Here is a 21,785-nt window from a genome sequence, read left to right as displayed (position 1 = left end):
TTGTAGTTTTAATATATACCAAGCTACGGTTATGGTATGAAGTTATAGTTAAGCCGCCGTTATGTTTATATACCCTGTAATTCTTGCTGCCCCCAATAAACGCTTTGTACACGGTTGCGCAGGTTATAACCCGATGCCATTACTTCACCATAAGCACCCGCTGTACGTATAGCGATCAAATTGCCGCGGAACGATTCGGGCATCGCCACATCGGTACGGAAGCAATCGGTGCTTTCGCAAATAGGGCCTACCACATCGTAATTTACTGTGACCGCCTGGTCAATATCCTGCTTACTAATGTTTTCTAAATGATGATAAGCCTGGTACAACATGGGGCGTATCAGTTCCGTCATACCGGCGTCCAGTACCAGAAAGTTCTTTTTTTGGCCGTTTTTAACATATAATACCCGCGATATGAGCGATGCACATTGTGCTACCAGTACCCGGCCTAATTCAAAATGTACCTCCTGCCCTGCTTTTATAAGCAGGTTATCCTTAAATATTTTAAAATAATTCTTAAAATCGGCCACGGTGTTGGTATCAGGATTATAATAATCTACGCCCAAACCACCGCCTACGTTCAGCACCTTAACAGGCAGTTGCTGCCGGTCAAACCACTCATGAAGTTCGTTAACACGGATACATAAATTTTTAAATACATCAAGATCGGTAATTTGCGACCCTACATGAAAGTGGATGCCTGTAAACTCCAGGTTAGGGCAGGTTTTCAGGGTACTTACCACATCGTGCAGTTGCCAGGTGTTAATACCGAATTTATTCTCTTCCAGTCCGGTGGTAATGTAATGGTGCGTATGCGCGTCTACATTAGGGTTAATGCGGATAGCCACCCGCGCGGTTTTACTTTTGGCACCGGCCAACCCGTTAATCACCTCCAGTTCCTGTACCGATTCTACATTAAAGCAAAAAATATCGGCATCCAGCGCGGCGTTAATTTCACGGTCGCTTTTACCTACGCCCGCAAATACAATTTTGCGTTTATCAAAACCATGATCCACAGCAGCCAATACCTCGTTACCGCTCACGCAATCGGCACCAAAACCTGTAGCTTGTACCGCTTGCAGCACTTTAGGGTTAAAGTTTGCCTTTAAAGCATAATGCACATGGTAATCATGTTCTGCTGCAGCATCCTTGCAAGCGTTTAGGGTTTGCTGCAATAAATTTAAATCGTAGTAGTAAAAAGGGGTTTCCAGTTCATTAAACCGGGCAATATGGGCTGGTGAGAACATGCTGATGAGTATATTTTTACAGGCTAATTATACCGCTGTATAATTACCTTATTTGAAGGGCTAAAAGTACTACTTATGGTGCATTACAACAATTATGGAAAGGAAATTATTTAAAATAACAGCTTACCTGGCGCAGTTACCTAACAGCATCATTTTCGTTTACCTGTTTTCGCCTGCTGTACATATATTTGTATAATAGCCCTTAACTTCATGAAAGACCATTTCCTTCAATTATTTCGGTACGACCGTTTTGCGAACCTGCAATTTTCAGATCTGATTATTGAAGCCGGCCAGTTGCCAGCCGCAGTACGATTAATGGCACACCTCTTGGGAGCTCAGCAAACTTGGCTATCGCGGTGTAAGGAAACACCTTTACCTAACAGCTGCATTTGGCCCGATTGGCAAGCCGAACAGTTTAAATATATTATAGAAGATAATTACCAAGCCATAGCCGCCTACCTTGCCGATAAAAACGAGAGAGATTTTACCGATGAAATAGTTTATCATAATTCAAAGGGCGATTTATTTAAAAACACGGTAACCGATATGCTTACACAGGTTACTAACCATGGTACCCATCACCGGGCACAAATCGGATTATTATTAAAAGAGGCTGGATTAACGCAGTTACCCGTTACCGATTATATTTGGTACATACGCCAACAAAACCACTAAAAATTTATGCTATTTGGTACAGATGCATTAGTTTTGCGCCAATGTTTAAACGCTTTGTAGCCTTACTGCTCATTTTTTTGATGATATCGGCCAATTTTACCCGGCTATTCATCTATGCAGGCTTTGAAGTGAACCAAAAGTACATTGCAGCAAAGCTTTGCGAAAATCGTGACAAACCCTGGCTAAACTGTAAAGGACGCTGTTACTTAATGAAGAAAGTAAAACAGGCCGAAGAAAAAGAACGCAGCGCCGAGCGCCAAATCGAAAAAAGTCTTTTTCAGGATGCTTGCTTCCCGGTAAGTTTTACCTTTAAGTTTCATGCGAAACTATTACAGCAAATCTCTGAGCCATACCTCAACATGCAGCCTCAGCAGGTTAGTCAGTATCTCCTACGTCCTCCGCGGGTTGCTTAGTTTCCCTTCTTTTTTTACAGGTTTTATTAATTGATGATGGAGTGCTTTTAGCGCTGAGTTCATTCGATGCGTTTAGAGTGCTTTTTTTTCGAGCACCGCCCTCGCCCGTCTCCAGCCGAGTGAGCATTATTCAGCGGCCTCCGGCCGCCCGCAAATGTGCGAATTAATAAAAAAAGCTTAGCGCATCGGCCGGAGGCCGCCGTCTAAACCCGAATGCATTTGTATCGGCCAAAGGCGGTTTAATAGTTGCCACTCGGCCGGAGCCGAGCGGCGGCACTCAGAAGTATATCTGTATTTACAAAAATATTCATCCCTTACAGGCAGTAATGCCTACAAAATAATTATGCAAAAAATTTTATTGTTCCTTATATATATTCTTTTTCCAATATCACTCTGTGCTCAAACTAATATAGAAGGTACCGTGGTAGATGCCGTTACACACGAACCCTTGCCCGGCGTAACTATTAGCTCAGCTACCGGTTCGCAACCCAACAAAGACGGTACTGTAACCGATAGAAAAGGCCGGTTTAGTATTCCTTTTTTTAACAGGATCAGTGTAAGCATGATGGGTTATACCACACGTGTAATTGATGTCAATGCTAATAACAGCGCACTAAACATCAACCTATCACCTTCCTCTGTCGATCTGCAACCGGTAGTGATTTCCGCCAGTCGCGAAGGGCAATCCAGGCAAAGCGCGCCGGTAGCTATCAGTAAAATAAACTCCGTACAAATTCAGGATACTAAAGCTACTGCACTGTATCAGTTGCTTAACAAAGTGGCCGGTGTATATATGGTTAATTTAGGTAATGAGCAGCATACCATGGCTATCCGTCAACCTATAACTTACAATGCATTGTATTTGTACATGGAAGATGGCTTGCCTATCCGCCCAACCGGGATCTTTAATCACAATTCCTTGTACGAGATCAATATGAACGGGGTGAAAGACATTGAGGTGATCAAAGGACCGGCTTCTTCACTTTATGGCAGTAACTCCATTGGCGGCGCGGTCAATTTCATCACCCAAAACCCACCATCGGGTTATGTAGGCCGGGTTCAACTACAAGGAGATAATTACAAATACCGCCGTGTAGATGCCGACGGCGGTTTTACCAAAGGCAAATTTGGCTTATATGCAGGTGGGTATATTGCTCATCAAAAAAATAGCTGGCAGGATTATTCGGACTTTGACAAGTATTCGGCAAACCTTAAAGCCATTTACGATTTTAATGCGGCTACCCGCTTAATTACATCGGCAACCTACAACTATTTGAATACCCAAACGCCGGGCAGTTTAGATAGTACCCGCTTTTACAGCCGTAGTTACGGTAGCAACCAGCGTTTTACTTACCGTAAAGTTAAAGCTTTTAGGGCCAGTACAAGGTTAGAACATGCCTGGAACAATCAAAGCAATACGTTTGTAACGCTGTTCTACCGCAACAATTCAACTGCGCAGCTACCCAGCTATTTTATATCAGATGTACGCAACGCTTCCGGCCTGTACCAAAGTTCTAACGGACAAGTGAACGATCAGCGTTTTCAAAGTTACGGCCTGCTGGCCCAGCACCGGGTAGATTTTAGTTTCCTGCATTCGCGACTGATAGCAGGTATTTATATAGATAACAGCCCAAGCTCGTACTACGCGCAATTTTTAAGCATTCAAAAGGATGTAACGCGTAATTATTATACCAGCTTTACCAATACCGGTACTTATATTGATGATTACCGAATCAAGCTATTTAATACGGCAGCTTACGCGCAATACGAGATCAAACCCATTGATCCACTACGTATTGTGATGGGTTTGCGGTACGACAAAGTGCATTATAACTTTCGTAATGGCTTGCCATCTACTAATACAAAATATAAGCAGCAGCAAACTAACGACTTCGATATAATAGCGCCAAAGTTAGGATTGACCTACAATTTCGGTAATCACAAAGGTTTGTACGCCAACTACAGTGTAGGTTTTCAGCCGCCTGAAACCGGCGACCTATTCAGTTCGCGCCAGCAAACACCTTTAAAGCAGGCTACGTTTAATAATTACGAGGTGGGCGGCTGGTTCACAGCATTAGATAACAAACTGTACACCGAGGTAAGTTTGTATAACCTGGAAGGCCGAAATGAAATTATCAGTCAGCTGCTGCCCGATAATACAACGCAAAATCAAAACGCTGGTGCAACCCGTCACCGCGGTATCGAATATACCATTACTTACCTGCCCGTGCAGCAATTAGCTTTTAGGTTTAGCGGCACCAACGCCCGGCACACTTACAAAGATTACAGCGAAGTGCGTAGCAGCAACGGCCAAACCACTACCATTACTTACAACGGTAAACGCATGGCCAATGCGCCTGCCTGGATTGCTAACAGCGAGATCACTTATAAACCAGCCTTCGCACCTGGCTTCAGGATAGCACCCGAATGGCAGCATATTAACGCGTACTTTACCAACCCGGCCAATACCAAAAGCTACAGCGGGTATGATATTTTTAACCTGCGTTTAGGGTATGATTTTAAGCAGGTACTGAAAGGTGCTGGTATCTGGTTTAACGTCATCAACGTTACCAACCAGCTATATGCTTCTACAGTGGTCAGCAACCAGTATGGTGATACCTATACTGCCGCCCCTCCCCGTACCTACACGCTGGGCATCAGTTACTCATTCTCCAAATTTTAAATATGGAAATTAAGACACAACAGAAAACCGCCCATAAGAATTTTTATAAATGGCACCGGATATTGGGGCTCATTAGTTTAATACCGGTTATTTTTTGGACCATAAGCGGGCTTTGCCACCCGTTTATGTCTAACTGGTTCAGGCCGTTTATACCGCAAGAAGTATTTAAGCCGCTTACACAACAGCAAATGTCGCCCGGGTTATCTGTGCAGCAGGTAATGGATAAAAACCATATAGGCCGGTTACGCAATTTCAGCCTGGTGAATTTCAACAAGCAAACTTACTACCAGGTACTCAATACCGATAGTATGTACAATTACTATTCGGCCACCAATGGTGCTTTACTACCCAACGGCAACAGGCAGTACGCTATTTACCTGGCCCGCTATTTTACACAGGATAGCATTTCTACGATCAGGAGTATAGAGCTACAAAAAAGCTTCGATGGTAATTACCAACCTATAAACCGTCTCCTCCCGGTTTGGAAGATAAGCTTCAACAGGCCCGATGGTATGGACATTTATGTAGAAACCAGCCAAAGCCGTTTAGGCACCTTTAATAACAACTTTCGCAAAACGTTTTTGTGGGTATTTAAGCAGTTCCACAATTGGCAGTTTTTAGCCGATGCCGGCGGCGAAACTTTTCGAATTGTGGTGTTGCTTATTGTTATAACGGTGATGTTATTTTCTCTTCTATCAGGTATTATTGTATATGGCCTATTCTGGAAAAGATTCAAGCAAATCAGGCAAAAGCAAAAGCAAAACGGTAGTGAGAAAAAGCGCCTTACTCATCGCTTTCATCGGCAATTGGGTTTAATCGTGTCTTTTGTGATGCTCACCTTTGTGGTAAGCGGTGGTTTTCACTTATGGGTGAAACTCTGCAACCAGCAACCTGAAATGAAAGCCTACGAACAGATTGTTGACCGGGCCAATCTACAAGCCGACAACTTGAAGCTGAGTATTGCAGACAGCCTCATTAGGCGTATTAATATAGCTAAATTTAATAAGCATGTTTACTACCAGGTGCTGGATGCTAAAAAACAAATCCGTTATTTTGAAGCCACATCTGGTAACGAATTGCCGGATGGCGATGCCGAATTTGCTTTTTATCTAAGTAGTTTGTATCGCAATAACATAGCCAGAGAAGCCGTTAAACCTATTAATACAGAGCCGGTGAAGCAATTTACCAATGAGTATGGCTTTATTAATAAACGCCTGCCGGTTGTAAAAGTAAGTTACCCAAAAAACGAGGATTGGTACATAGAAACCACATCGGCCAAACTGGCTACAAAAGTTGCGGGATTAGATCGCGCGGAGGGTTTGTCGTTCATATTTCTACATAAGTATTTCGGCATGGCCTGGGCGGGTAAAAACGTGAGAGACATTCTAAGCATGCTGGCCGCAGCGGGGGTATTAATTGTATCTTTGTTCGGTTTAGCTGCCTTTATTAAAAACAAATAACATGAAAAAATTAAGTATCATTTGTTTGATGGTGGCCTTAACAGCATGCACCCCATCAACACCAAATGAAACCAAAACAGCGGTTCCGGCTGGTCAGCAAATAAACAATTACACCTGTACCATGCACCCCGATGTTAAGGTAGATAAGCCCGGCACCTGCCCCAAATGCGGCATGGGCTTAGTTGAAGTCGAAAATTGAGGAAATTTGTATTAATTTGAAAAGAATTTGAAGAAAAATGAAGTTATACGTAATTATGGCAACAGCATTTTGGCTGTTAAATGCCTGCACCGATACCAAAAAACAAGAGAAAGATGCGCTGGAACAGGTGATCAAAATTCATGATGAAGCCATGGCCAAAAGCGAGCAAGCAATAAAGGATAAGATTTTGCTGGATAGCCTTGCCAAAGCCAATAGCAGCCTGCAAAAAACTGATATTAATATGGTTATCAGTAACTTATCTAATGCTGATAAAGCTATGGAAGACTGGATGCACCAGTTTAATGCTGATAACACAGGCAAATCTCACGAGCAGATTATGCAGTACCTGAACGATCAGCAAAAGAAAGTTACCAACGTAAATAACAGGTTGAAAACTGCAATTAACCAATCAGAACAATTCATCTCAACGCACAAACAATGAGACTATTAGCCCTAAGTATTTTCAGCTTGCTCCTGTGTAGTTCATGTACTACTAACAGCCATAGCAACAGTATTTTACCTATTTACGGCAACCGTGAGCCCGTCACTAAAACCGTAAACGGAAAAACCGTTACCGATACTATATATCAAACCATCCCCGATTTCGAATTTGTGAACCAGTATGGCAAGCAAATCAATCGTAAGTCGTTGGATGGCAGCATTTACGTGGCCGATTTCTTTTTTACCAGTTGCCCGTCTATATGCCCTATTATGCACCGAAACATGCTCAATGTGTATAAGGAGTTTAAGAGTAGCGGCAACGTAAAAATCATTTCGCACAGTATAGATCCGGGTCATGATAGCGTATCAGTATTGAAGAAATACGCTGATAACCTGGGTGTTACGGGCGAAAACTGGTGGTTTCTACAAGGCAATAAAGAAGCTACCTACAAACTGGCCGAAAGCTATTTAACGGCTGTAAAGGAAGACAAGGATGCCCCTGGCGGTTATGTACATGCAGGCTATTTTATACTGGTAGACAAGCAGAAACGCATCCGTGGCACCTACGATGGGACCAATGAAGAGGAAGTTACCAAACTCATAGCCGACGTTAAAACCCTGCAGGCCGAACCTGAAAACGCTATAGCCCAATGAAATATAAAGTAATTGCAATACTGTTGCTCGTGGTAGCGGCACTCGTTTATTCGTGTCAGAGCGAAAGTGAGATTGAGTATATGCGCTATTACACTTCGGGTCAGGAACTGTACAAAACCCGCTGTCAGAATTGCCACGGTGCACAAGGGGAAGGTTTGGCTGCGCTCATTCCGCCACTAAGCGATTCGGCTTACCTTAAAACCAACCGTACTAAATTGGCCTGCTATGTTCAAAACGGGTTAAAGCTACCCCTGCTTGTTAACGGCAAAGCCTATAATGGCCAAATGCCAGCATCGGGCCTGGCCCCTATCGAAATTGCCCAGGTACTTACATACGTACAAAACTCATTCGGCAATAAACTGGGTTTGCATAACGTGGCGCAGGTTAACGGCGAGTTGGAAAAGTGTAATTAGTTGGTTGATTGGTTGATTGGTTGATTAAAACGAATCAAGTTCTGCTTGTTTTGTTTGAGCTTTTGAAACTAATCAACTACACTCTACTCAACTAATCAACTTAACAACTATCTTTGCTCCAGGCAAAACGTTCTATCGCTGCCTGATTTAGGTTAGGCGGAGGAAAGTCCGGGCAACATAGAGCATCCTGCTTCCTAACGGGAAGGCGCCTCGCAGCGGGCGACAGCCAGTGCCACAGAGAATATACCGCCTTAATTGATTAAGGTAAGGGTGAAAACGTGAGGTAAGAGCTCACGGCTTGTATAGGTAACTATGCTTGCGGTAAACCTCAGGAGTTGAAAGACCAAATAGGTCCTGAAATGAGAGCGGCTCGCTTTTGTATGCTGCGCAAGCAGCATCGTCAGGACGGGTAGGTCGCTTAAGCCGTTTAGTGATAAACGGAGTAGATTAATGATAGAAACTGCCGCCAGGCAGCACAGAACCCGGCTTATACTTTTGCCGCTGTATTTTAACCCTTTTTGCTATGCAGAAAGGGTTAATTTTTTTTCAAATTAATTGAAAAGTGTTTGTTTTACTATACAAATACCTATATTAGCACGCTAATATTTACTACCCCCCATTTTAGAAAAACATGGCTAAAATTTTAATTATTGACGATGAACGCGCAATACGTAATACCCTGCGCGAGATATTGGAATATGAGGACTACGCAGTTGAAGACGTTGATAATGGTGTAGACGGGCTTCAGTTGATACAAAAAAACGATTACAACTTGGTACTGTGCGATATAAAGATGAACCGCATGGATGGTATGGAAGTGCTTACCGAAGGTTTAGCCATTAAACCCGACCTGCCATTTATCATGATTTCGGGACATGGTACAGTGGAAACCGCCGTTGAAGCAAGCAAAAAAGGCGCGTTCGATTTCATATCCAAACCACCAGACCTTAACCGCCTGCTAATTACCGTACGCAACGCATTAGACCGTGGCAGCTTAGTTACCGAAGCCAAGGTATTAAAGCGTAAAGTATCCAAAGTGCGCCCTATTTTGGGTAACTCACAAGGTATATTAAAGATCAAAGAAACTATAGAACGGGTAGGCCCAACCGAAGCGCGTGTTTTGGTAACAGGTGCTAACGGTAGTGGTAAAGAACTGGTAGCCCGTTGGTTACACGAAAAATCAAGCCGTTCTAATGCGCCGTTAATTGAGGTTAACTGTGCTGCTATACCGTCAGAACTGATCGAGAGCGAGTTGTTCGGGCACGAAAAAGGATCGTTTACATCAGCTGTGAAACAGCGCATTGGTAAATTTGAATCGGCCAATGGCGGTACCTTGTTTTTAGATGAGATAGGCGATATGAGCCACTCTGCACAGGCCAAAGTACTGCGTGCATTGCAGGAAAGCCGCATTACTCGTGTGGGTGGCGAAAAGGAAATTGAAGTAGATGTACGCGTGGTAGCGGCAACCAACAAAGACCTGTTAAAAGAGATAGAAGACGGTAATTTCCGAATGGACTTATACCACCGGTTGAGCGTTATATTGATACACGTACCACCGCTTATTGACCGCAGAGATGATATTCCATTACTGGCACAAAGCTTTTTAGATGAGATTTGCAATGAGTATGGCATGCCTACCAAAAAGATTAGCGATGCCGCATTAGATGCTTTAAAAGCACTGCCTTGGACTGGTAATATCCGCGAGCTACGCAACATGATTGAAAGGCTTATCATCCTGAGTGACAAGACGATAACCGATGCAGATGTTAAGGCGTTCGCTAATCCATCAGCTCCGGTACCGGTGGCGGTGGCTGGTGCTGCACCTGCTCCGCAAACCGATTATGAGCAGTTCAAAAACTTCCAGGAGTATAAAGACTACGCTGAGCGCGAATACATTAAATTTAAGTTAGAAAAGAACAACTGGAACGTATCGAAAACAGCAGATGACATTGATATCCAACGAAGTCACTTATATAGTAAGATCGAAAAATTCGGACTAAAAAGGGGAGAATAATCTCCCTTTTTTTATTTCATAAAATTCCATATTTCTTCATAAAATTACATTTTTCCTCAAAAAGTTAGATTTTTTTTACAAGTGAATCATGCAGTAATTTTGAACACTTTAAACTCGGTGTAGAACTTGAAACACCATCAACTCAATCACAAATTTGAGTTGATGATCACCCTACCCTACCTCTAACAAAGGCCTGATGAACGGCCAAACTTTGCCGGCTATGATCTGGTAACCCGCCGCAGTTGGATGCAATCCGTCGCGCAGGTTAAGATGTGCTACCCCGGCCACACCATCCAGCAAGAAAGGCACAAAAGTCATTTGATTAGTGCCGGCCACCTGTGCGAATACTTCCCGGAAAGCTCCCGCAAATGCACCGGGTATCCAGGCAGGTAGTTCCATACCCAGTAATACTAATTTTGCTTTTGGAAACTTAGCTTTCACTTTGCTTGCAATGGCTTGTAAATTAGCAGCCGTAGTTTGCGGCGGTATGCCACGCAAAATGTCGTTAGCACCCAGTTCCAGTACAAATACATCGATAGGTTTATTAAGCAACAGATTTATACGGGCAAGGCCGCCTGCGGAAGTTTCGCCGCTTACGCCTGCGTTGATTACATGGTAGGGCAGCTTTTCGGCCATAACTTTAGCTTGAATTAGTGCCGGTAACGATTCGAGCGATACATTTAGCAAGCCATAACCCGCGGTAAGGCTATCGCCAAAAAATAGTATATTTTTCAATGTTCGTATATTTATAAAAGGCTTTAGTTTGCCACAAACAGGTATAACGCTCGGCTATCTCTATTTCATATAGCTGTAATTTAAATGCATATAAGGTTAACCTTGTTTTATACTTTTTAACTTAGCCGCATGATCAGTATTTTAGGTTGTGGATGGTATGGCTTGGCATTAGGAAAGGCCTTGGTTAAAAATGATGCTAAGGTAAAAGGTTCCACTACATCGGCAGCACGGCTGCACGAACTTGCAAACAACGGATTAGTACCTTATATATTACAACTGCCCGGTACAGGCTCCAGCATTAATGAAGATTTTTTTAGTTGCCAAACGTTGATCATCAGTATCCCGCCTAAGCTAAGAAGTGGTGATGGTGATAATTATATCGTTAAATTACAATTAGTTATATCGCTTATTATCAAGCATCAAATTAAGCAGGTAATTTACATCAGTTCCACCGGCGTGTACCTGGAAAGCAATTCGGTTGTTAACGAATTGACCGTTCCTAACCCCGATACTCTGCCGGGCAAAATCCTGTTTGAGGCCGAAGAATTATTCAGAAATCAAACTGATTTTAAAGCCACGATCATCCGTTTCGGCGGCTTGGTAGGCCCCGGCAGGCACCCGGGCAGGTTCTTTGCCGGTAAGCAAAATATTCCTAACGGACAAGCGCCTGTAAACCTTATTCACCAGCAAGATTGCGTAGGCTTAACTCAATCTATTTTAAATCAGCAGGCGTTTGGTTATACCTTTAACGCTTGCTCCCCACATCATCCGCATAAAAGCTGGTATTATACCCAGGCGGCTGTTCATGCAGGTTTGCCCCTGCCTCATTTTGTTGATGAGTTGAAGGATTGGAAAGCTATTGATAGCGTTAATGTACCGGCTGTTTTAGGTTATGAATTTAAGGTTAATGATTGGCAAAAGTGTTTTGACGGTAATTTATTTTAAGCATTTAAAAGTTGTAAGTGTTTACTGATACAAACTGCCAGTTTGAGCTTGCCGAATACTTTTGCAAAAACGCGAATGTTTCTGCATGCTCAGCATAACAGCTTATATCTTTAGGTAAACTGCCCACTTCGTCTCTACCAATAATTGTACAATACAACGTTGATAATAATTTAATTCAAAAACACCTGGTATTGCAACACAAAACTGTTTTTACGCTCGGTTTGTATAGCTTTGGCTCCGGCCGTTAGCGTTTCGTAAACCGGCCTGTTTTGGTAAGCAAAGGTTAGTTTTGATGTATGGCCTTTTAATAACCAGCTCGTACCTAATTCCCAGTAGTTCATTGTAGTAGCTAATCTATTATAACTGGCATGTTGCAGGCTGGCATAAGGCATTAAGGTAGTACTGCCTATCAGGTTATTTTTAAACTTGTAACCTACCTGCCCGTATATTAAACTGCCACTGCCAAACGATGGATAACCGTTGCCACCTCCGTTTAATACACCGGGTTTGTTGCTGCCGTTAGCAGGGTTCATAGTAGCTTGGTTTCGAATGTAGCCCGGACCATGCCCCAGGTGCATATAAGTGGCGTAAGCACTAATGGCAGTACCTTTCAAGGTGTTCAATGGCGCATCGTAAAAAGCGTCTACCGCAAAATGGCTCATGGCCGATGTAATAGTATCGGTAATGGAAGCGCCCTTACGCCACATAGCATCGGGCTGGTACTGGAAACCCGCACCTATATTGAACACTTTTTTGGCGCCCAGGTAAGTTCCGGTTGCATAGGGTGTGGTATTGGTTTCCTGATCTAAAAACTGCCATTGAAAATAGCCCTGCCATTGCATTTTTGCCGGCTTGGCCGAGTAGGTGGAATAATCGGTTAAAGTGGCCGAGTATCCGTTGGATTTTTGAACTGCCATTGGACTGCTCATTACCAAACGGTAATCTAATTTACCAAACTTACCTTTGGCATAAATGCTTAATTTACGTAAAAACTGATCGGTAACATCATTGGTAGTTTGCTCAAACAAAGGCGCATCTAAACCTAATATACTGCCTACCGATGGTGCTGCATAGCGGCTTAAACCATTCCAGGCGGTTAAGCCCGCGCCTAAAGATAGCTTGGCTTTGGCTACTTCATATTCGCCCGTAATATCGTGAACAAAAAAGCCTGCCTTACGGTCGGATAGGAAATTAAAATTATTTATCCCTATTTGACTATAAATAAATACCCGGTCGGCAATTTGGCCATAAGCTTGCAGCCTTGCACGGCGAATGCCTATATCAGTATAATTATCTTTGGCGTAGCCATTTATAGTGGTACCGGGGTTCATAACGGTATTACGGACCCACACCTGCGAAATGAGCGTTACTTTAAAGTAATTGCTGCCGTCCTCGTTAAGCCATAACTTGCCATCCTGTATTTTTTGGGCACTTGCGGCTATTGCAAATGATAACGCAACAAGTAAAAGTATAATTTTAGTAAAGGTAAGTTTCATGGAGCCGAGCTATATAATTCAACTTCAAAACTTACAAAAATTTACGACAATAAGAATTTAATATGAACATCGGGGCTTATAGCGTATTAATAAGCCCTGCAGCCGAGTGTTTGTTCAGAGTCGTGCACTATGTCTTTAATTTTATTATCCAATTCATTTATGGTAATCTCTATCATCGGGTAATAACTATTGTACACATATCCCTCATCCATTTTAAGTACATCCATTAAACCCATTAACGAGGCTACGGGGCGGCGTAATTCGTGCGATTGTATGGTGGCTATCCGTTGTAATGCTGCATTTTGCTGCTCAATTTGCTCGGCATCCAGCTTACGCAATGTAATATCGGTAGCATTTACGGCAACGCCAATTATATTATTAAAGGTGCCCAGTACAGGCACAAAACTAATTTCTAACCAGCACCTGGATTTTTCTTCAGATCTTAACAACCATTCTACCTCAACAGTTTCACCTTTTAATGCACATTGTATGTTGTCGATGGTCATATCGGCGAAATCCTGATTGGTAACATTTAATAAATGTACCCCAGTAGTAAGTGCTTTTTTATAGTTGGCCCAAACGTAATTATATGCAGCTTTATTAAATGCTAAAATCTCCATTTTACGGCTTACCAGCAAGTGTATATCCTTCGAACTATCGAATATAGCTTTAAGCTTGATCTCCGATTCTTCGAGCACCTTTTTTTGATGCTGTGTATTAAGGTTTTGCTCCATGAGCGTTTGCATGCTCCAGTTAAGCTCAATAAGATTCAATACCTGCTTTGAAAGTACCTTAATAGAATTTATTTGCAGCTCGGTAAGCTGAACCGGTTGTACGTGTAAAACACATAACGTACCAACCGCATGCCCGTCGTAAGTTATCAACGGCACACCCGCGTAAAATTTAATATACGGTTCGCCCGTTACAATAGGCAGGTTGGCAAAACGTTTATCCGAACCAGGATCATTTACAATAAGCAGATCGTTTTGCAAGATGGTTTGCTGGCAAAAAGATAGTTGACGCTCATTACAATTAATTTCACCTGTACCTACACTGGCTTTAAACCACTGCATTTTTTCATCAATTAAAGTTATAAGTGCTACCGGAACATTGCATATTTGCGCAACAAGGTTAACCAGTTCATTTAAATCTTTTTTGATGCCGGCATCTAATTTAGTAAAACGGTTTACTGCGTTAAGGCGGTCAAATTCGTTAATCATCATATTAAGGGAAATATAACCAGAATGGTCATATTTAAAATTGTTTTTTACAATATCTGCATATTAAAGCGGTATTCCTAAGGCAATTATGGCAATATGCTAATTTTAAATGGCAGTTAATTTTATTTTAGCTTTTGTTTGAAAACTTTTTCAAGCTTATCTACCTTAGGTTGTATAACCATGCGGCAGTAAGGCTTGCTTCCATTAAGTGAAAAATAATTCTGGTGATAATCTTCGGCCACATAAAAATCAGTAGCGGCATTAATAGCAGTAACTATAGGATCTGGATAAACCTTTTGCTTGTTTAATTCTGTTTTATAGGCTTCGGCTAACGCCTTTTGTTCGGGGGTATGATAAAATATAACTGAACGGTATTGTGTTCCCTCGTCGGCACCTTGCCTGTTTAAGGTAGTGGGGTCGTGCATTTTCCAGAAAATTTCCAATAGCTCTTTATAAGAGATGACACTGGGCCGAAACGTAACCTGTATAACCTCGGCATGGCCGGTTTTTCCGCTGCATACATCCTCATAATCCGGGTTTTTAACCGTACCGCCCGAGTAACCCGATTGTACTTTTGTTACACCTTTTAACCGCTGAAATATAGCTTCGGAACACCAGAAGCAGCCCATACCAAACGTGGCTTTTTCGGCAGCTGCCGGTTTAATAGCCTGCGCTTTAGCCTGTATGGTTAAAGTACAAGCCATTAATAAAATTATTGTCTTCAAATTAATCATAGTACTACTTACGCAACCCACAGGTGTATAGTTTATCCATTAATGAGTATGACCTAATTTTGATAATTGAATTATAGTAAAGCTGTAAAATTGGTTAGCTATTATAAGAATGCTCCCCTATTTCTTTACCCAGGTGCTGTATTTGTTCTGCATCAAACAGTAAGGCGGCGTGTGCATGAGGCTCATAAATCCATACACCATTTTGGTTTTGAAACATGCAGCCGCAGAACTCGTTGCAGTAATACAAATCAAAAACATGGGCATTATCGGTTTCATCGCGGCGTTGTACCATAACAGCCATGGGATGGTCTTTCATTGGGATATCTATTTCAAAATTGTTTGCCATAATTTATTAACCTTTAAAGTGCGAGTTGGTTCGTTTTGTTTATGATTATTGTTGTTTAAAACGTGAGCTAAACCTGCACTGATACCACTTTTACAATAGCGGCATCGCCTAACTGCTTTATGTTCAGCTCATCCCCAATGCTAATCGTCCCTTCTCCCTTGTGAATTAAATTTTGACCAAAGTATATTTTATTATTGACTTTACGATAAGAGGCCAGGGTTTTTAACGGCTCGGCACCGGTATTTGCCGTAAGCGGGTCAACTCCTATCATTACGCAACGGGCGCAAGGTTTAACGCCATAAAAGCTGATGCCACCCGCTTCAAAATGTTGCAGGCAATCTTCAAGGTAAGCTTCGGTTCCTTTTATAACGATGTTAGGACGGAAGCGGTTTATGGAAACCGGATGTGTAAGCCTGGTGTTTAAGTCTGCTAATGAGGCCTCGCTGATGAGCAATATGGGGTAACCGTCCGAAAACGAGGTGATATGACCAGGGCCTGCGTACCGCTCGTCAACCTGTCGCAAACTATCATCGGTCATATATATTAAACGGCAAGTTATGTTCAATAAAGTGCTAAACCATTCATCAACTTCTTCACTCACGTAGTTACCGGTGCATAAGCTATCCCATACATCAACCTCTACCACTGTATTGGTTTGAGGCTTGTACGGTATAATAATGTGCTGCCCGGTGGGTTGATAAGTCACCTTTATCCCATTTTCCTGCAATATTAAATGAAACAAAGACATTTGAGGATACTTGCGTTGTGAGAGGAACCTATTTTTTTCATCTATCAGCATCCAACGCCTGTCGTATCGTAATCCACGGCTGGTAACCTCCGATTGCTGCAGGGATATTGCACCTAAAGATTTAACCGGATATATATATAATTGACTGATATGAGCCATAAGATAATAAGTTGAATACGTTGAGCGTGGCACAAAGATAGGCACTCAATACCATTTTATACAACGGGAAAAATGTGTTTGCCTATATCAACCAATTTTCACATATTTGCACCGCGAAAAATAAATCGTGTTGGTCCCATAGCTCAGCTGGATAGAGCAACTGATTTCTAATCAGTAGGTCTCAGGTTCGAACCCTGATGGGATCACTATCGTTCGCAAGTTGCGAAACACTTACGAACGATTTTCCATATTTCTTTTATAGGTTACTTTGGGTGTGATCACACCTACTGTGCATTGGTGGTTATTTGATATAGTACACATGCTAAGGCTAATATGATGCAGCCATTGCCGATAAAAACTACTACGTAAATCTATTTTGTTCAAATTACATTTTAATTTAATAGTAACATGTTATTTTAATTGTATTAATATAATTGAGATATATGAAGTCGGAAATTACAGCGATATTGAACCATACGCAGGCAAAACTTGATAGTATTAGCCAGGAGTTAATAGCCGAACTAACTTCTTTAACCCAAGGAAACTACGGTCTATCGAAAAAAATGATAATAAAGATGTTCATCAGATCTGTATCGAATTTTTTGAGGATGGGCACCGGCTGGTAGCTTATTCCATAAGTGCCGATGAACAACAACTGGGAGAAAAATAGCTGCTTGCAAAGCACTCTGATGGTGTATTAAGCTGTTATGACTATGATCTGGATTATGAAATGTATGGCAATGATAACAACGAAAATATCGACTATTTTTATCGCCAGCAAAAAGATCTGTTCATTAAATGGTTTATCGCTTGCTGGGAGCGTATGGATAAGCCAGATCTGCTAAAACCAATATATTTAGTGGCTCACGATAACAGCGAAAGGGCTTATGATTTGCAAAATAGCGGCTGGGTGCAAAGATAACTACCATTACAATTACCGATCATCGTGAAGCTGTGTAGAAATTATTCGAGCTCAAAAGTGCTATGCAAACCACTGTTATTTAAAATTGGCTTTTCTTCTCAAATTTGCTACAGAGGTTCGAAATTTGAACCAGCGGGATCACAACAGGTGATTTTTTTAGCACCAGAAGCCCCTTAAAAAACTTCAACTTCTGTGCACCTAAATCACTACCTGTGTTATTTTCAAACCTTCCATTGCGGTGAGTTTACCGTTAATATCATATTTAATCTTGCGCTTTAAATTTACAGGGATTCGCTTAATTACTCCGGCCACCAATCCTTTAAGCTTGCATTATTTATCGGCTACGCAACGGAAGCCCAAGTGCTCCATTCCACTGTCTTCACTGCTTTTCATGCGCCGGGCCACGCGGTAGCCCGAGCAATAACTATCGTTGCATAAAAACGACCCGCCGCGCATCACTCGCTTTTTAGTATAGGGTTCTGCGGGGTCATAACTATCGGCCGGGCCTTGCGGATTGGCAATCAATGCCATCCGCGTGCAAATTTTATAATAATCGCTACGATAATAGTCAGCGCACCACTCCCAAACGTTACCGGCCATATCGTACAACCCATATCCATTAGGTGCGAAAGAGCGCGCTGGTGCGGCATAAAAGAATTTGTCTTTCAACATATTGGTGTTTGGAAAACTGCCTTGCCAAGTGTTGGCTTTTGGCTTACCTGCATCTACAGGCTCGTTGCCCCACGGGTACACATTACCCTTCAGGCTACCACGGGCCGCCCATTCCCATTCGGCTTCGGTAGGCAGCCGTTTGCCGGCCCATTTACTGTAAGCTACGGCATCAAACCAGGAGATATGCACCACAGGATAATTGTGCTTGCCTTTAATATGGCTGCCCGTACCATGTGGGTGCCGCCAATTTGCCCCTTTTTTCCAATCCCACCATTGGCTATAATCGTTCAAAGGCACGTCATCTTTTGGCTGTTTAAATACTAACGAAGCTGCCACCAGCAAATTGTCGGCTGGCTTTGATGTACCTGGGGGTAATTGCTTCTTTAGCTCATTCCAGTCGGGCTTGCGTTCTGCAGTAGTAATGTATCCCGTCGCCTTTACAAATTCTTCAAATTGGCCGTTAGTTACTTCCGTAACATCCATCCAGAAGCCTTTTACACTTATCTTATGCTTTGGGTACTCATCATCTGCTGCTTGCTTATTATCTGCTCCCATAGCGTAAGTGCCTGCATCAATCCAAACCATCCCCTCATGTGTTTTCACTGCCGGTAAAGTACCGGTCGGCGCAACAACCAGCGATTGGTACCTCTTTGGGATATTGGATTCGCAACAAATAGCTACTTTTTTTGCAGCTGCACGAGGAGGAGTAACCGTTGTTTTAACAGGCGTTTTTATTAAAGACAAGCATGTTACCGCTACAATTGCTGCAATACTTGTACTAATAATAATTTTTACGTTTTTCACTTTAAATAAATTTTGATTTATGCGACTATTGCACACCTATACTACCAGCTTAACAACATTTTGCACTTTACTTTCGCTGTTATTTTACTTGTTTTGAACGATGAAGTTTAACGTGGTGTAACGAACCTAAACCGAACCATTAAAGCAGGTAAATTGTAGTGTAATTAATTATCCTATGAAAAAACAGCTCCCATATTCAGGAATGCGCCTTTTAATTATATTAATTTTATTTTTTTAATTAGTACTTGAGTTGTAGTGGCTTTTATCCCTTTTGCATTGGGTTGCTGCCCTCCAACAGATATTTCGTAGTTGCCGGGTGCTGTAACCCTCAAGTTGTCTTTATTCAGGTGTGAAAAGTTTTGAGATGTAATCACAAAACTTACCTTTCTCTTTTCACCAGCTTTAAGATGAACACGACGGAATTGTTGCAGGCTATGAACAGGCAAAATTAACGATGTATCGTAATCTTTAATATAAATCTCAATAACCTCATCACCGTTTGTTTTACTCGTATTTTGCACGTCTACACTCATCGTTACCTGTTTTCCTGCTTTTAAAACCTGAGGTATTACCAAGTTACTGTACGCAAAATTACTGTAACTTAACCCAAAACCAAACGGATATAAAGCTTCGCCTTCAAAATAACGGTAAGTACGGCCTTTCATGCTATAATCTGTAAAATCCGGTAAATCTTTGTCTGATTTATATAGGGTAACCGGTAATCGTCCAGCCGGATTATAGTCGCCAAATAATACATCGGCAACGGCTGTACCACCTTCTTCGCCAGGGTACCATGCATACATTATTGCGGGTAAATTAGCTTTTTCCCAGTTAAATGCTAAAGCACTGCCGCTCATGAGCACCAATACTACCGGTTTACCTGCGGTTTGCAGTAGTTGCAGGGTTTTAGTTTGTATTTCGGGCAAATTGATTGTTGTGCGGTCGTTAGTACCGCCTTCGCCTTCCATTTGCGGCGATATACCACCAGCAAAAATAATAACGTTGTTCTTTTTAGCAGCTTCGAGCAGTTCGTTATTCAAATTTGTGTTAACCAACTCCCATTGCCAATGTAATTCAGCAAAATCAACATTGGTGGTTACAAAGTATTCTAATTTAAAATTATGCAAACCTGCTGCTAATTGTACTTTCTTTTTAGCACTGCCCTTTGGCCAGTGATTAATTACTAAGCTATCGTCCAAATAAAGGCGATACCCGGTTTCTCCGTTTATACCCATATTGTAGCTGCCTGCTTTTTCAATATTTAGTTTACCGGTAAAACGGGCTGAAAAATTTTCGTTTTTGATGGTTTCATCCGGCCCGGAAGCTGTCCAGGTAAAATCAATTTGGTTTTCGGTTTTTACCTTTTTAGGAGTACCTGCTAAATTTTGATTTTGAAAATATTCGGCTTTGATGCCGTTAACAAATACGTTAGACGGAATAAGCGAAAGTGCCGGAACTTTTTCGGAGTAATCACAACCTGGCAGATAGGTTACCTTGGCATGGGGTAACTTTTGCTTTATTCCTTCTAAAACATTGACCATTGACGAGGGAATTCCGTTATAATTACCCAATAATACATCATTAGAGTTTGCATTAGGGCCAACCACCAGTACATTTTCTGTGCTTTTACGTAAGGGCAGGGTTTTACCTTCATTTTTAAGCAACACTATACTTTGACGGGCAACTTCAAGTGCTAACCGACGGTGCTTTGGCAAATCATAAGCAGTAGCAGGAATTTTGTTATAAGGCACCATACCGGCAGGATCGAACATACCTAATTTAATGCGGGCTACAAATAAACGCTTTACGCTAACGTCTATATCTTTTTCGGTAATTAAACCTTTTTCAACAGCCGTGTTGAGCGTAAGGTAGGTATTACCGCAATTAAGATCGCAACCGGCTTTAACAGATAGTGCAGAAGCTTCTTCGGCTGTGGCTACTATTTTATGAGTTTTGTACACATCGGCTACAGCATCACAATCAGATACAACGTAACCTTTAAAACCCCATTTATCCCGCAAAATATCCTGTAATAAATACGGGCTTGCTGTGGCCGCCTCCCCCATGTAACGTGTATAGGCCGACATTACCGACCATGCCTTACCTTCGGTAACACAAGCTTCAAAAGCCGGGGCATAGGTGTCCCAAAAATCGCGGGCATCGGTGCGGGCATCAAACACATGCCGCAAACTCTCGGGGCCGCTGTGTACAATGTAATGCTTGGGTGTGGCTACTGTTTTAAGATAAGTAGGGTCGGTACCCTGCAAGCCCTTTATAAATGCTACACCAAACCTACTGGTTAAATATGGATCTTCGCCATAGGTTTCTTGTCCGCGACCCCAGCGCGGATCGCGAAATATATTGATATTAGGCGACCATACGGTTAAGCCTTTATAGCGCTGTCCGTATTTCTTGTTTTGTTGAGCCTCGTTGTATTTGGCACGAAACTCATCAGAAATTATTGTAGCCACCTGCAAATGCAGCTTATCGTTCCAGGTGGCACTCATACCAATTGCCTGCGGAAACACGGTAGCTATACCCGACCGGCAAATGCCATGCAAGCCTTCGTTCCACCAGTTGTATGGTTGTATGCCCAGGCTATCTATACCAGGGGCACCATTACACATCTGTGCAATTTTTTGCTTGAGCGTTAACCGCGAAACAATATCGTTAGCACGCATTTCAACCGACAAGTTAGGATTTTGAAAAGGGTATTTGTATGCAGCTTTGTTTTGTGCAATGCTTTGACCTGATAAAATAAATATTAGAACAGTACCTAAGCAAAATAATTTATTTAATACCATG

20 protein-coding genes, 1 tRNA gene and 1 other RNA gene are annotated in these 21,785 nt (G+C 42.1%); 13 read left to right on the top strand and 9 right to left on the bottom strand.

Translation table 11 applies throughout. The features are described 5' to 3' along the window. Positions 1 to 65: 65 nt before the first annotated feature. Complete coding sequence (gene lysA, locus ACFQ3S_RS01585; protein WP_377160501.1) at positions 66 to 1,247, bottom strand: diaminopimelate decarboxylase; 1,182 nt, start codon at positions 1,245 to 1,247, stop codon at positions 66 to 68. A gap of 210 nt (positions 1,248 to 1,457) precedes the next feature. Here lysA and ACFQ3S_RS01580 point away from each other — a divergent pair, with 210 nt between their 5' ends. The 10 genes from ACFQ3S_RS01580 (at position 1,458) to ACFQ3S_RS01535 (ending at position 10,199) form a co-directional block, all read left to right on the top strand. Next, the gene (locus ACFQ3S_RS01580; RefSeq protein WP_377160499.1) at positions 1,458 to 1,922 is read left to right on the top strand and encodes a DinB family protein; all 465 of its coding nucleotides are present in this window, start codon (positions 1,458 to 1,460) and stop codon (positions 1,920 to 1,922) included. A 41-nt stretch (positions 1,923 to 1,963) separates the two neighbouring features. Continuing rightward, a complete protein-coding gene (locus ACFQ3S_RS01575) occupies positions 1,964 to 2,335 on the top strand; it encodes a hypothetical protein (RefSeq protein WP_377160497.1) in 372 nt (123 codons plus the stop codon). A gap of 343 nt (positions 2,336 to 2,678) precedes the next feature. Continuing rightward, complete coding sequence (locus ACFQ3S_RS01570) at positions 2,679 to 5,018, top strand: TonB-dependent receptor (RefSeq protein WP_377160495.1); 2,340 nt, start codon at positions 2,679 to 2,681, stop codon at positions 5,016 to 5,018. Positions 5,019 to 5,020: 2 nt separating this feature from the next. Beyond that, complete coding sequence (locus ACFQ3S_RS01565) at positions 5,021 to 6,478, top strand: PepSY domain-containing protein (RefSeq protein ID WP_377160493.1); 1,458 nt, start codon at positions 5,021 to 5,023, stop codon at positions 6,476 to 6,478. Position 6,479: 1 nt separating this feature from the next. Further along, on the top strand, positions 6,480 to 6,677 hold the full coding sequence (locus ACFQ3S_RS01560; protein ID WP_377160491.1) for a heavy metal-binding domain-containing protein: 198 nt from the start codon (positions 6,480 to 6,482) through the stop codon (positions 6,675 to 6,677). Positions 6,678 to 6,714: 37 nt separating this feature from the next. Beyond that, entirely contained in the window at positions 6,715 to 7,119 is a 405-nt protein-coding gene (locus ACFQ3S_RS01555) for a hypothetical protein (RefSeq protein ID WP_377160490.1), read from the top strand. Beyond that, a complete protein-coding gene (locus tag ACFQ3S_RS01550) occupies positions 7,116 to 7,772 on the top strand; it encodes an SCO family protein (protein ID WP_377160488.1) in 657 nt (218 codons plus the stop codon). Before ACFQ3S_RS01555 ends, ACFQ3S_RS01550 begins: the two co-directional genes overlap by 4 nt. Beyond that, positions 7,769 to 8,185: a c-type cytochrome gene (locus ACFQ3S_RS01545; protein ID WP_377160486.1), complete on the top strand. Its 417-nt coding sequence runs from the start codon at positions 7,769 to 7,771 to the stop codon at positions 8,183 to 8,185. Before ACFQ3S_RS01550 ends, ACFQ3S_RS01545 begins: the two co-directional genes overlap by 4 nt. A gap of 119 nt (positions 8,186 to 8,304) precedes the next feature. Continuing rightward, an RNA gene (gene rnpB / locus ACFQ3S_RS01540) (RNase P RNA component class A) lies at positions 8,305 to 8,691 on the top strand. A 125-nt stretch (positions 8,692 to 8,816) separates the two neighbouring features. Next, positions 8,817 to 10,199, top strand: a complete 1,383-nt coding sequence (locus ACFQ3S_RS01535; protein WP_377160484.1) for a sigma-54-dependent transcriptional regulator — start codon at positions 8,817 to 8,819, stop codon at positions 10,197 to 10,199. Between the two features lie 171 nt (positions 10,200 to 10,370). Here ACFQ3S_RS01535 and ACFQ3S_RS01530 read toward each other — a convergent pair whose 3' ends face one another. Beyond that, positions 10,371 to 10,934, bottom strand: a complete 564-nt coding sequence (locus ACFQ3S_RS01530; protein ID WP_377160482.1) for an arylesterase — start codon at positions 10,932 to 10,934, stop codon at positions 10,371 to 10,373. Positions 10,935 to 11,063: 129 nt separating this feature from the next. On the opposite strand from ACFQ3S_RS01530, the gene ACFQ3S_RS01525 reads away from it, so the two are divergent. After that, complete coding sequence (locus tag ACFQ3S_RS01525; RefSeq protein WP_377160480.1) at positions 11,064 to 11,879, top strand: SDR family NAD(P)-dependent oxidoreductase; 816 nt, start codon at positions 11,064 to 11,066, stop codon at positions 11,877 to 11,879. Between the two features lie 170 nt (positions 11,880 to 12,049). Here ACFQ3S_RS01525 and ACFQ3S_RS01520 read toward each other — a convergent pair whose 3' ends face one another. The 5 genes from ACFQ3S_RS01520 to ACFQ3S_RS01500 form a co-directional block, all read right to left on the bottom strand. Further along, a complete protein-coding gene (locus tag ACFQ3S_RS01520; RefSeq protein ID WP_377160478.1) occupies positions 12,050 to 13,375 on the bottom strand; it encodes a hypothetical protein in 1,326 nt (441 codons plus the stop codon). A gap of 86 nt (positions 13,376 to 13,461) precedes the next feature. Then, positions 13,462 to 14,598 carry a GAF domain-containing protein gene (locus ACFQ3S_RS01515; RefSeq protein WP_377160476.1) on the bottom strand — a complete coding sequence of 379 codons (1,137 nt, stop codon included), beginning with the start codon at positions 14,596 to 14,598 and terminating at the stop codon, positions 13,462 to 13,464. A 119-nt stretch (positions 14,599 to 14,717) separates the two neighbouring features. After that, a complete protein-coding gene (gene msrA, locus ACFQ3S_RS01510) occupies positions 14,718 to 15,299 on the bottom strand; it encodes a peptide-methionine (S)-S-oxide reductase MsrA (protein WP_377160474.1) in 582 nt (193 codons plus the stop codon). A 124-nt stretch (positions 15,300 to 15,423) separates the two neighbouring features. Next, complete coding sequence (locus ACFQ3S_RS01505) at positions 15,424 to 15,675, bottom strand: hypothetical protein (RefSeq protein WP_377160472.1); 252 nt, start codon at positions 15,673 to 15,675, stop codon at positions 15,424 to 15,426. 67 nt (positions 15,676 to 15,742) lie between these two features. Further along, positions 15,743 to 16,582, bottom strand: a complete 840-nt coding sequence (locus ACFQ3S_RS01500) for an MOSC domain-containing protein (protein WP_377160470.1) — start codon at positions 16,580 to 16,582, stop codon at positions 15,743 to 15,745. A gap of 132 nt (positions 16,583 to 16,714) precedes the next feature. Between ACFQ3S_RS01500 and ACFQ3S_RS01495 the strand changes: the two genes are divergently transcribed. Both ACFQ3S_RS01495 and ACFQ3S_RS01490 read left to right on the top strand, forming a co-directional pair. Continuing rightward, positions 16,715 to 16,788 (top strand) — tRNA-Arg (locus ACFQ3S_RS01495). A 524-nt stretch (positions 16,789 to 17,312) separates the two neighbouring features. Continuing rightward, on the top strand, positions 17,313 to 17,504 hold the full coding sequence (locus tag ACFQ3S_RS01490; protein ID WP_377160468.1) for a hypothetical protein: 192 nt from the start codon (positions 17,313 to 17,315) through the stop codon (positions 17,502 to 17,504). A 330-nt stretch (positions 17,505 to 17,834) separates the two neighbouring features. Here the strand turns inward: ACFQ3S_RS01490 and ACFQ3S_RS01485 are convergent, their stop codons facing one another. Further along, a complete protein-coding gene (locus ACFQ3S_RS01485) occupies positions 17,835 to 18,980 on the bottom strand; it encodes a formylglycine-generating enzyme family protein (RefSeq protein ID WP_377160466.1) in 1,146 nt (381 codons plus the stop codon). Between the two features lie 215 nt (positions 18,981 to 19,195). Beyond that, complete coding sequence (locus tag ACFQ3S_RS01480) at positions 19,196 to 21,784, bottom strand: glycoside hydrolase family 3 protein (RefSeq protein ID WP_377160464.1); 2,589 nt, start codon at positions 21,782 to 21,784, stop codon at positions 19,196 to 19,198. Between the last annotated feature and the right edge of the window lies 1 nt (position 21,785).

Origin of the sequence: Mucilaginibacter terrae (genome assembly GCF_042679325.1) — a bacterium.
Taxonomy (GTDB): Bacteria; Bacteroidota; Bacteroidia; order Sphingobacteriales; family Sphingobacteriaceae; genus Mucilaginibacter; species Mucilaginibacter terrae.
The sequence above is the reverse complement of the archived record's forward strand: the minus strand, read 5'-3'. Positions and strand labels throughout refer to the sequence as shown.

Bases quoted from the DNA above. Each gene is read 5' to 3' on its own strand.
- lysA (WP_377160501.1), bottom strand. From the start codon at position 1,247: ATGTTCTCACCAGCCCATATTGCCCGGTTTAATGAACTGGAAACCCCT.
- ACFQ3S_RS01580 (WP_377160499.1), top strand. From the start codon at position 1,458: ATGAAAGACCATTTCCTTCAATTATTTCGGTACGACCGTTTTGCGAAC.
- ACFQ3S_RS01575 (WP_377160497.1), top strand. From the start codon at position 1,964: ATGTTTAAACGCTTTGTAGCCTTACTGCTCATTTTTTTGATGATATCG.
- ACFQ3S_RS01570 (WP_377160495.1), top strand. From the start codon at position 2,679: ATGCAAAAAATTTTATTGTTCCTTATATATATTCTTTTTCCAATATCA.
- ACFQ3S_RS01565 (WP_377160493.1), top strand. From the start codon at position 5,021: ATGGAAATTAAGACACAACAGAAAACCGCCCATAAGAATTTTTATAAA.
- ACFQ3S_RS01560 (WP_377160491.1), top strand. From the start codon at position 6,480: ATGAAAAAATTAAGTATCATTTGTTTGATGGTGGCCTTAACAGCATGC.
- ACFQ3S_RS01555 (WP_377160490.1), top strand. From the start codon at position 6,715: ATGAAGTTATACGTAATTATGGCAACAGCATTTTGGCTGTTAAATGCC.
- ACFQ3S_RS01550 (WP_377160488.1), top strand. From the start codon at position 7,116: ATGAGACTATTAGCCCTAAGTATTTTCAGCTTGCTCCTGTGTAGTTCA.
- ACFQ3S_RS01545 (WP_377160486.1), top strand. From the start codon at position 7,769: ATGAAATATAAAGTAATTGCAATACTGTTGCTCGTGGTAGCGGCACTC.
- ACFQ3S_RS01535 (WP_377160484.1), top strand. From the start codon at position 8,817: ATGGCTAAAATTTTAATTATTGACGATGAACGCGCAATACGTAATACC.
- ACFQ3S_RS01525 (WP_377160480.1), top strand. From the start codon at position 11,064: ATGATCAGTATTTTAGGTTGTGGATGGTATGGCTTGGCATTAGGAAAG.
- ACFQ3S_RS01520 (WP_377160478.1), bottom strand. From the start codon at position 13,375: ATGAAACTTACCTTTACTAAAATTATACTTTTACTTGTTGCGTTATCA.
- ACFQ3S_RS01515 (WP_377160476.1), bottom strand. From the start codon at position 14,598: ATGATGATTAACGAATTTGACCGCCTTAACGCAGTAAACCGTTTTACT.
- msrA (WP_377160474.1), bottom strand. From the start codon at position 15,299: ATGGCTTGTACTTTAACCATACAGGCTAAAGCGCAGGCTATTAAACCG.
- ACFQ3S_RS01505 (WP_377160472.1), bottom strand. From the start codon at position 15,675: ATGGCAAACAATTTTGAAATAGATATCCCAATGAAAGACCATCCCATG.
- ACFQ3S_RS01500 (WP_377160470.1), bottom strand. From the start codon at position 16,582: ATGGCTCATATCAGTCAATTATATATATATCCGGTTAAATCTTTAGGT.
- ACFQ3S_RS01490 (WP_377160468.1), top strand. From the start codon at position 17,313: ATGTATGGCAATGATAACAACGAAAATATCGACTATTTTTATCGCCAG.
- ACFQ3S_RS01480 (WP_377160464.1), bottom strand. From the start codon at position 21,784: ATGGTATTAAATAAATTATTTTGCTTAGGTACTGTTCTAATATTTATT.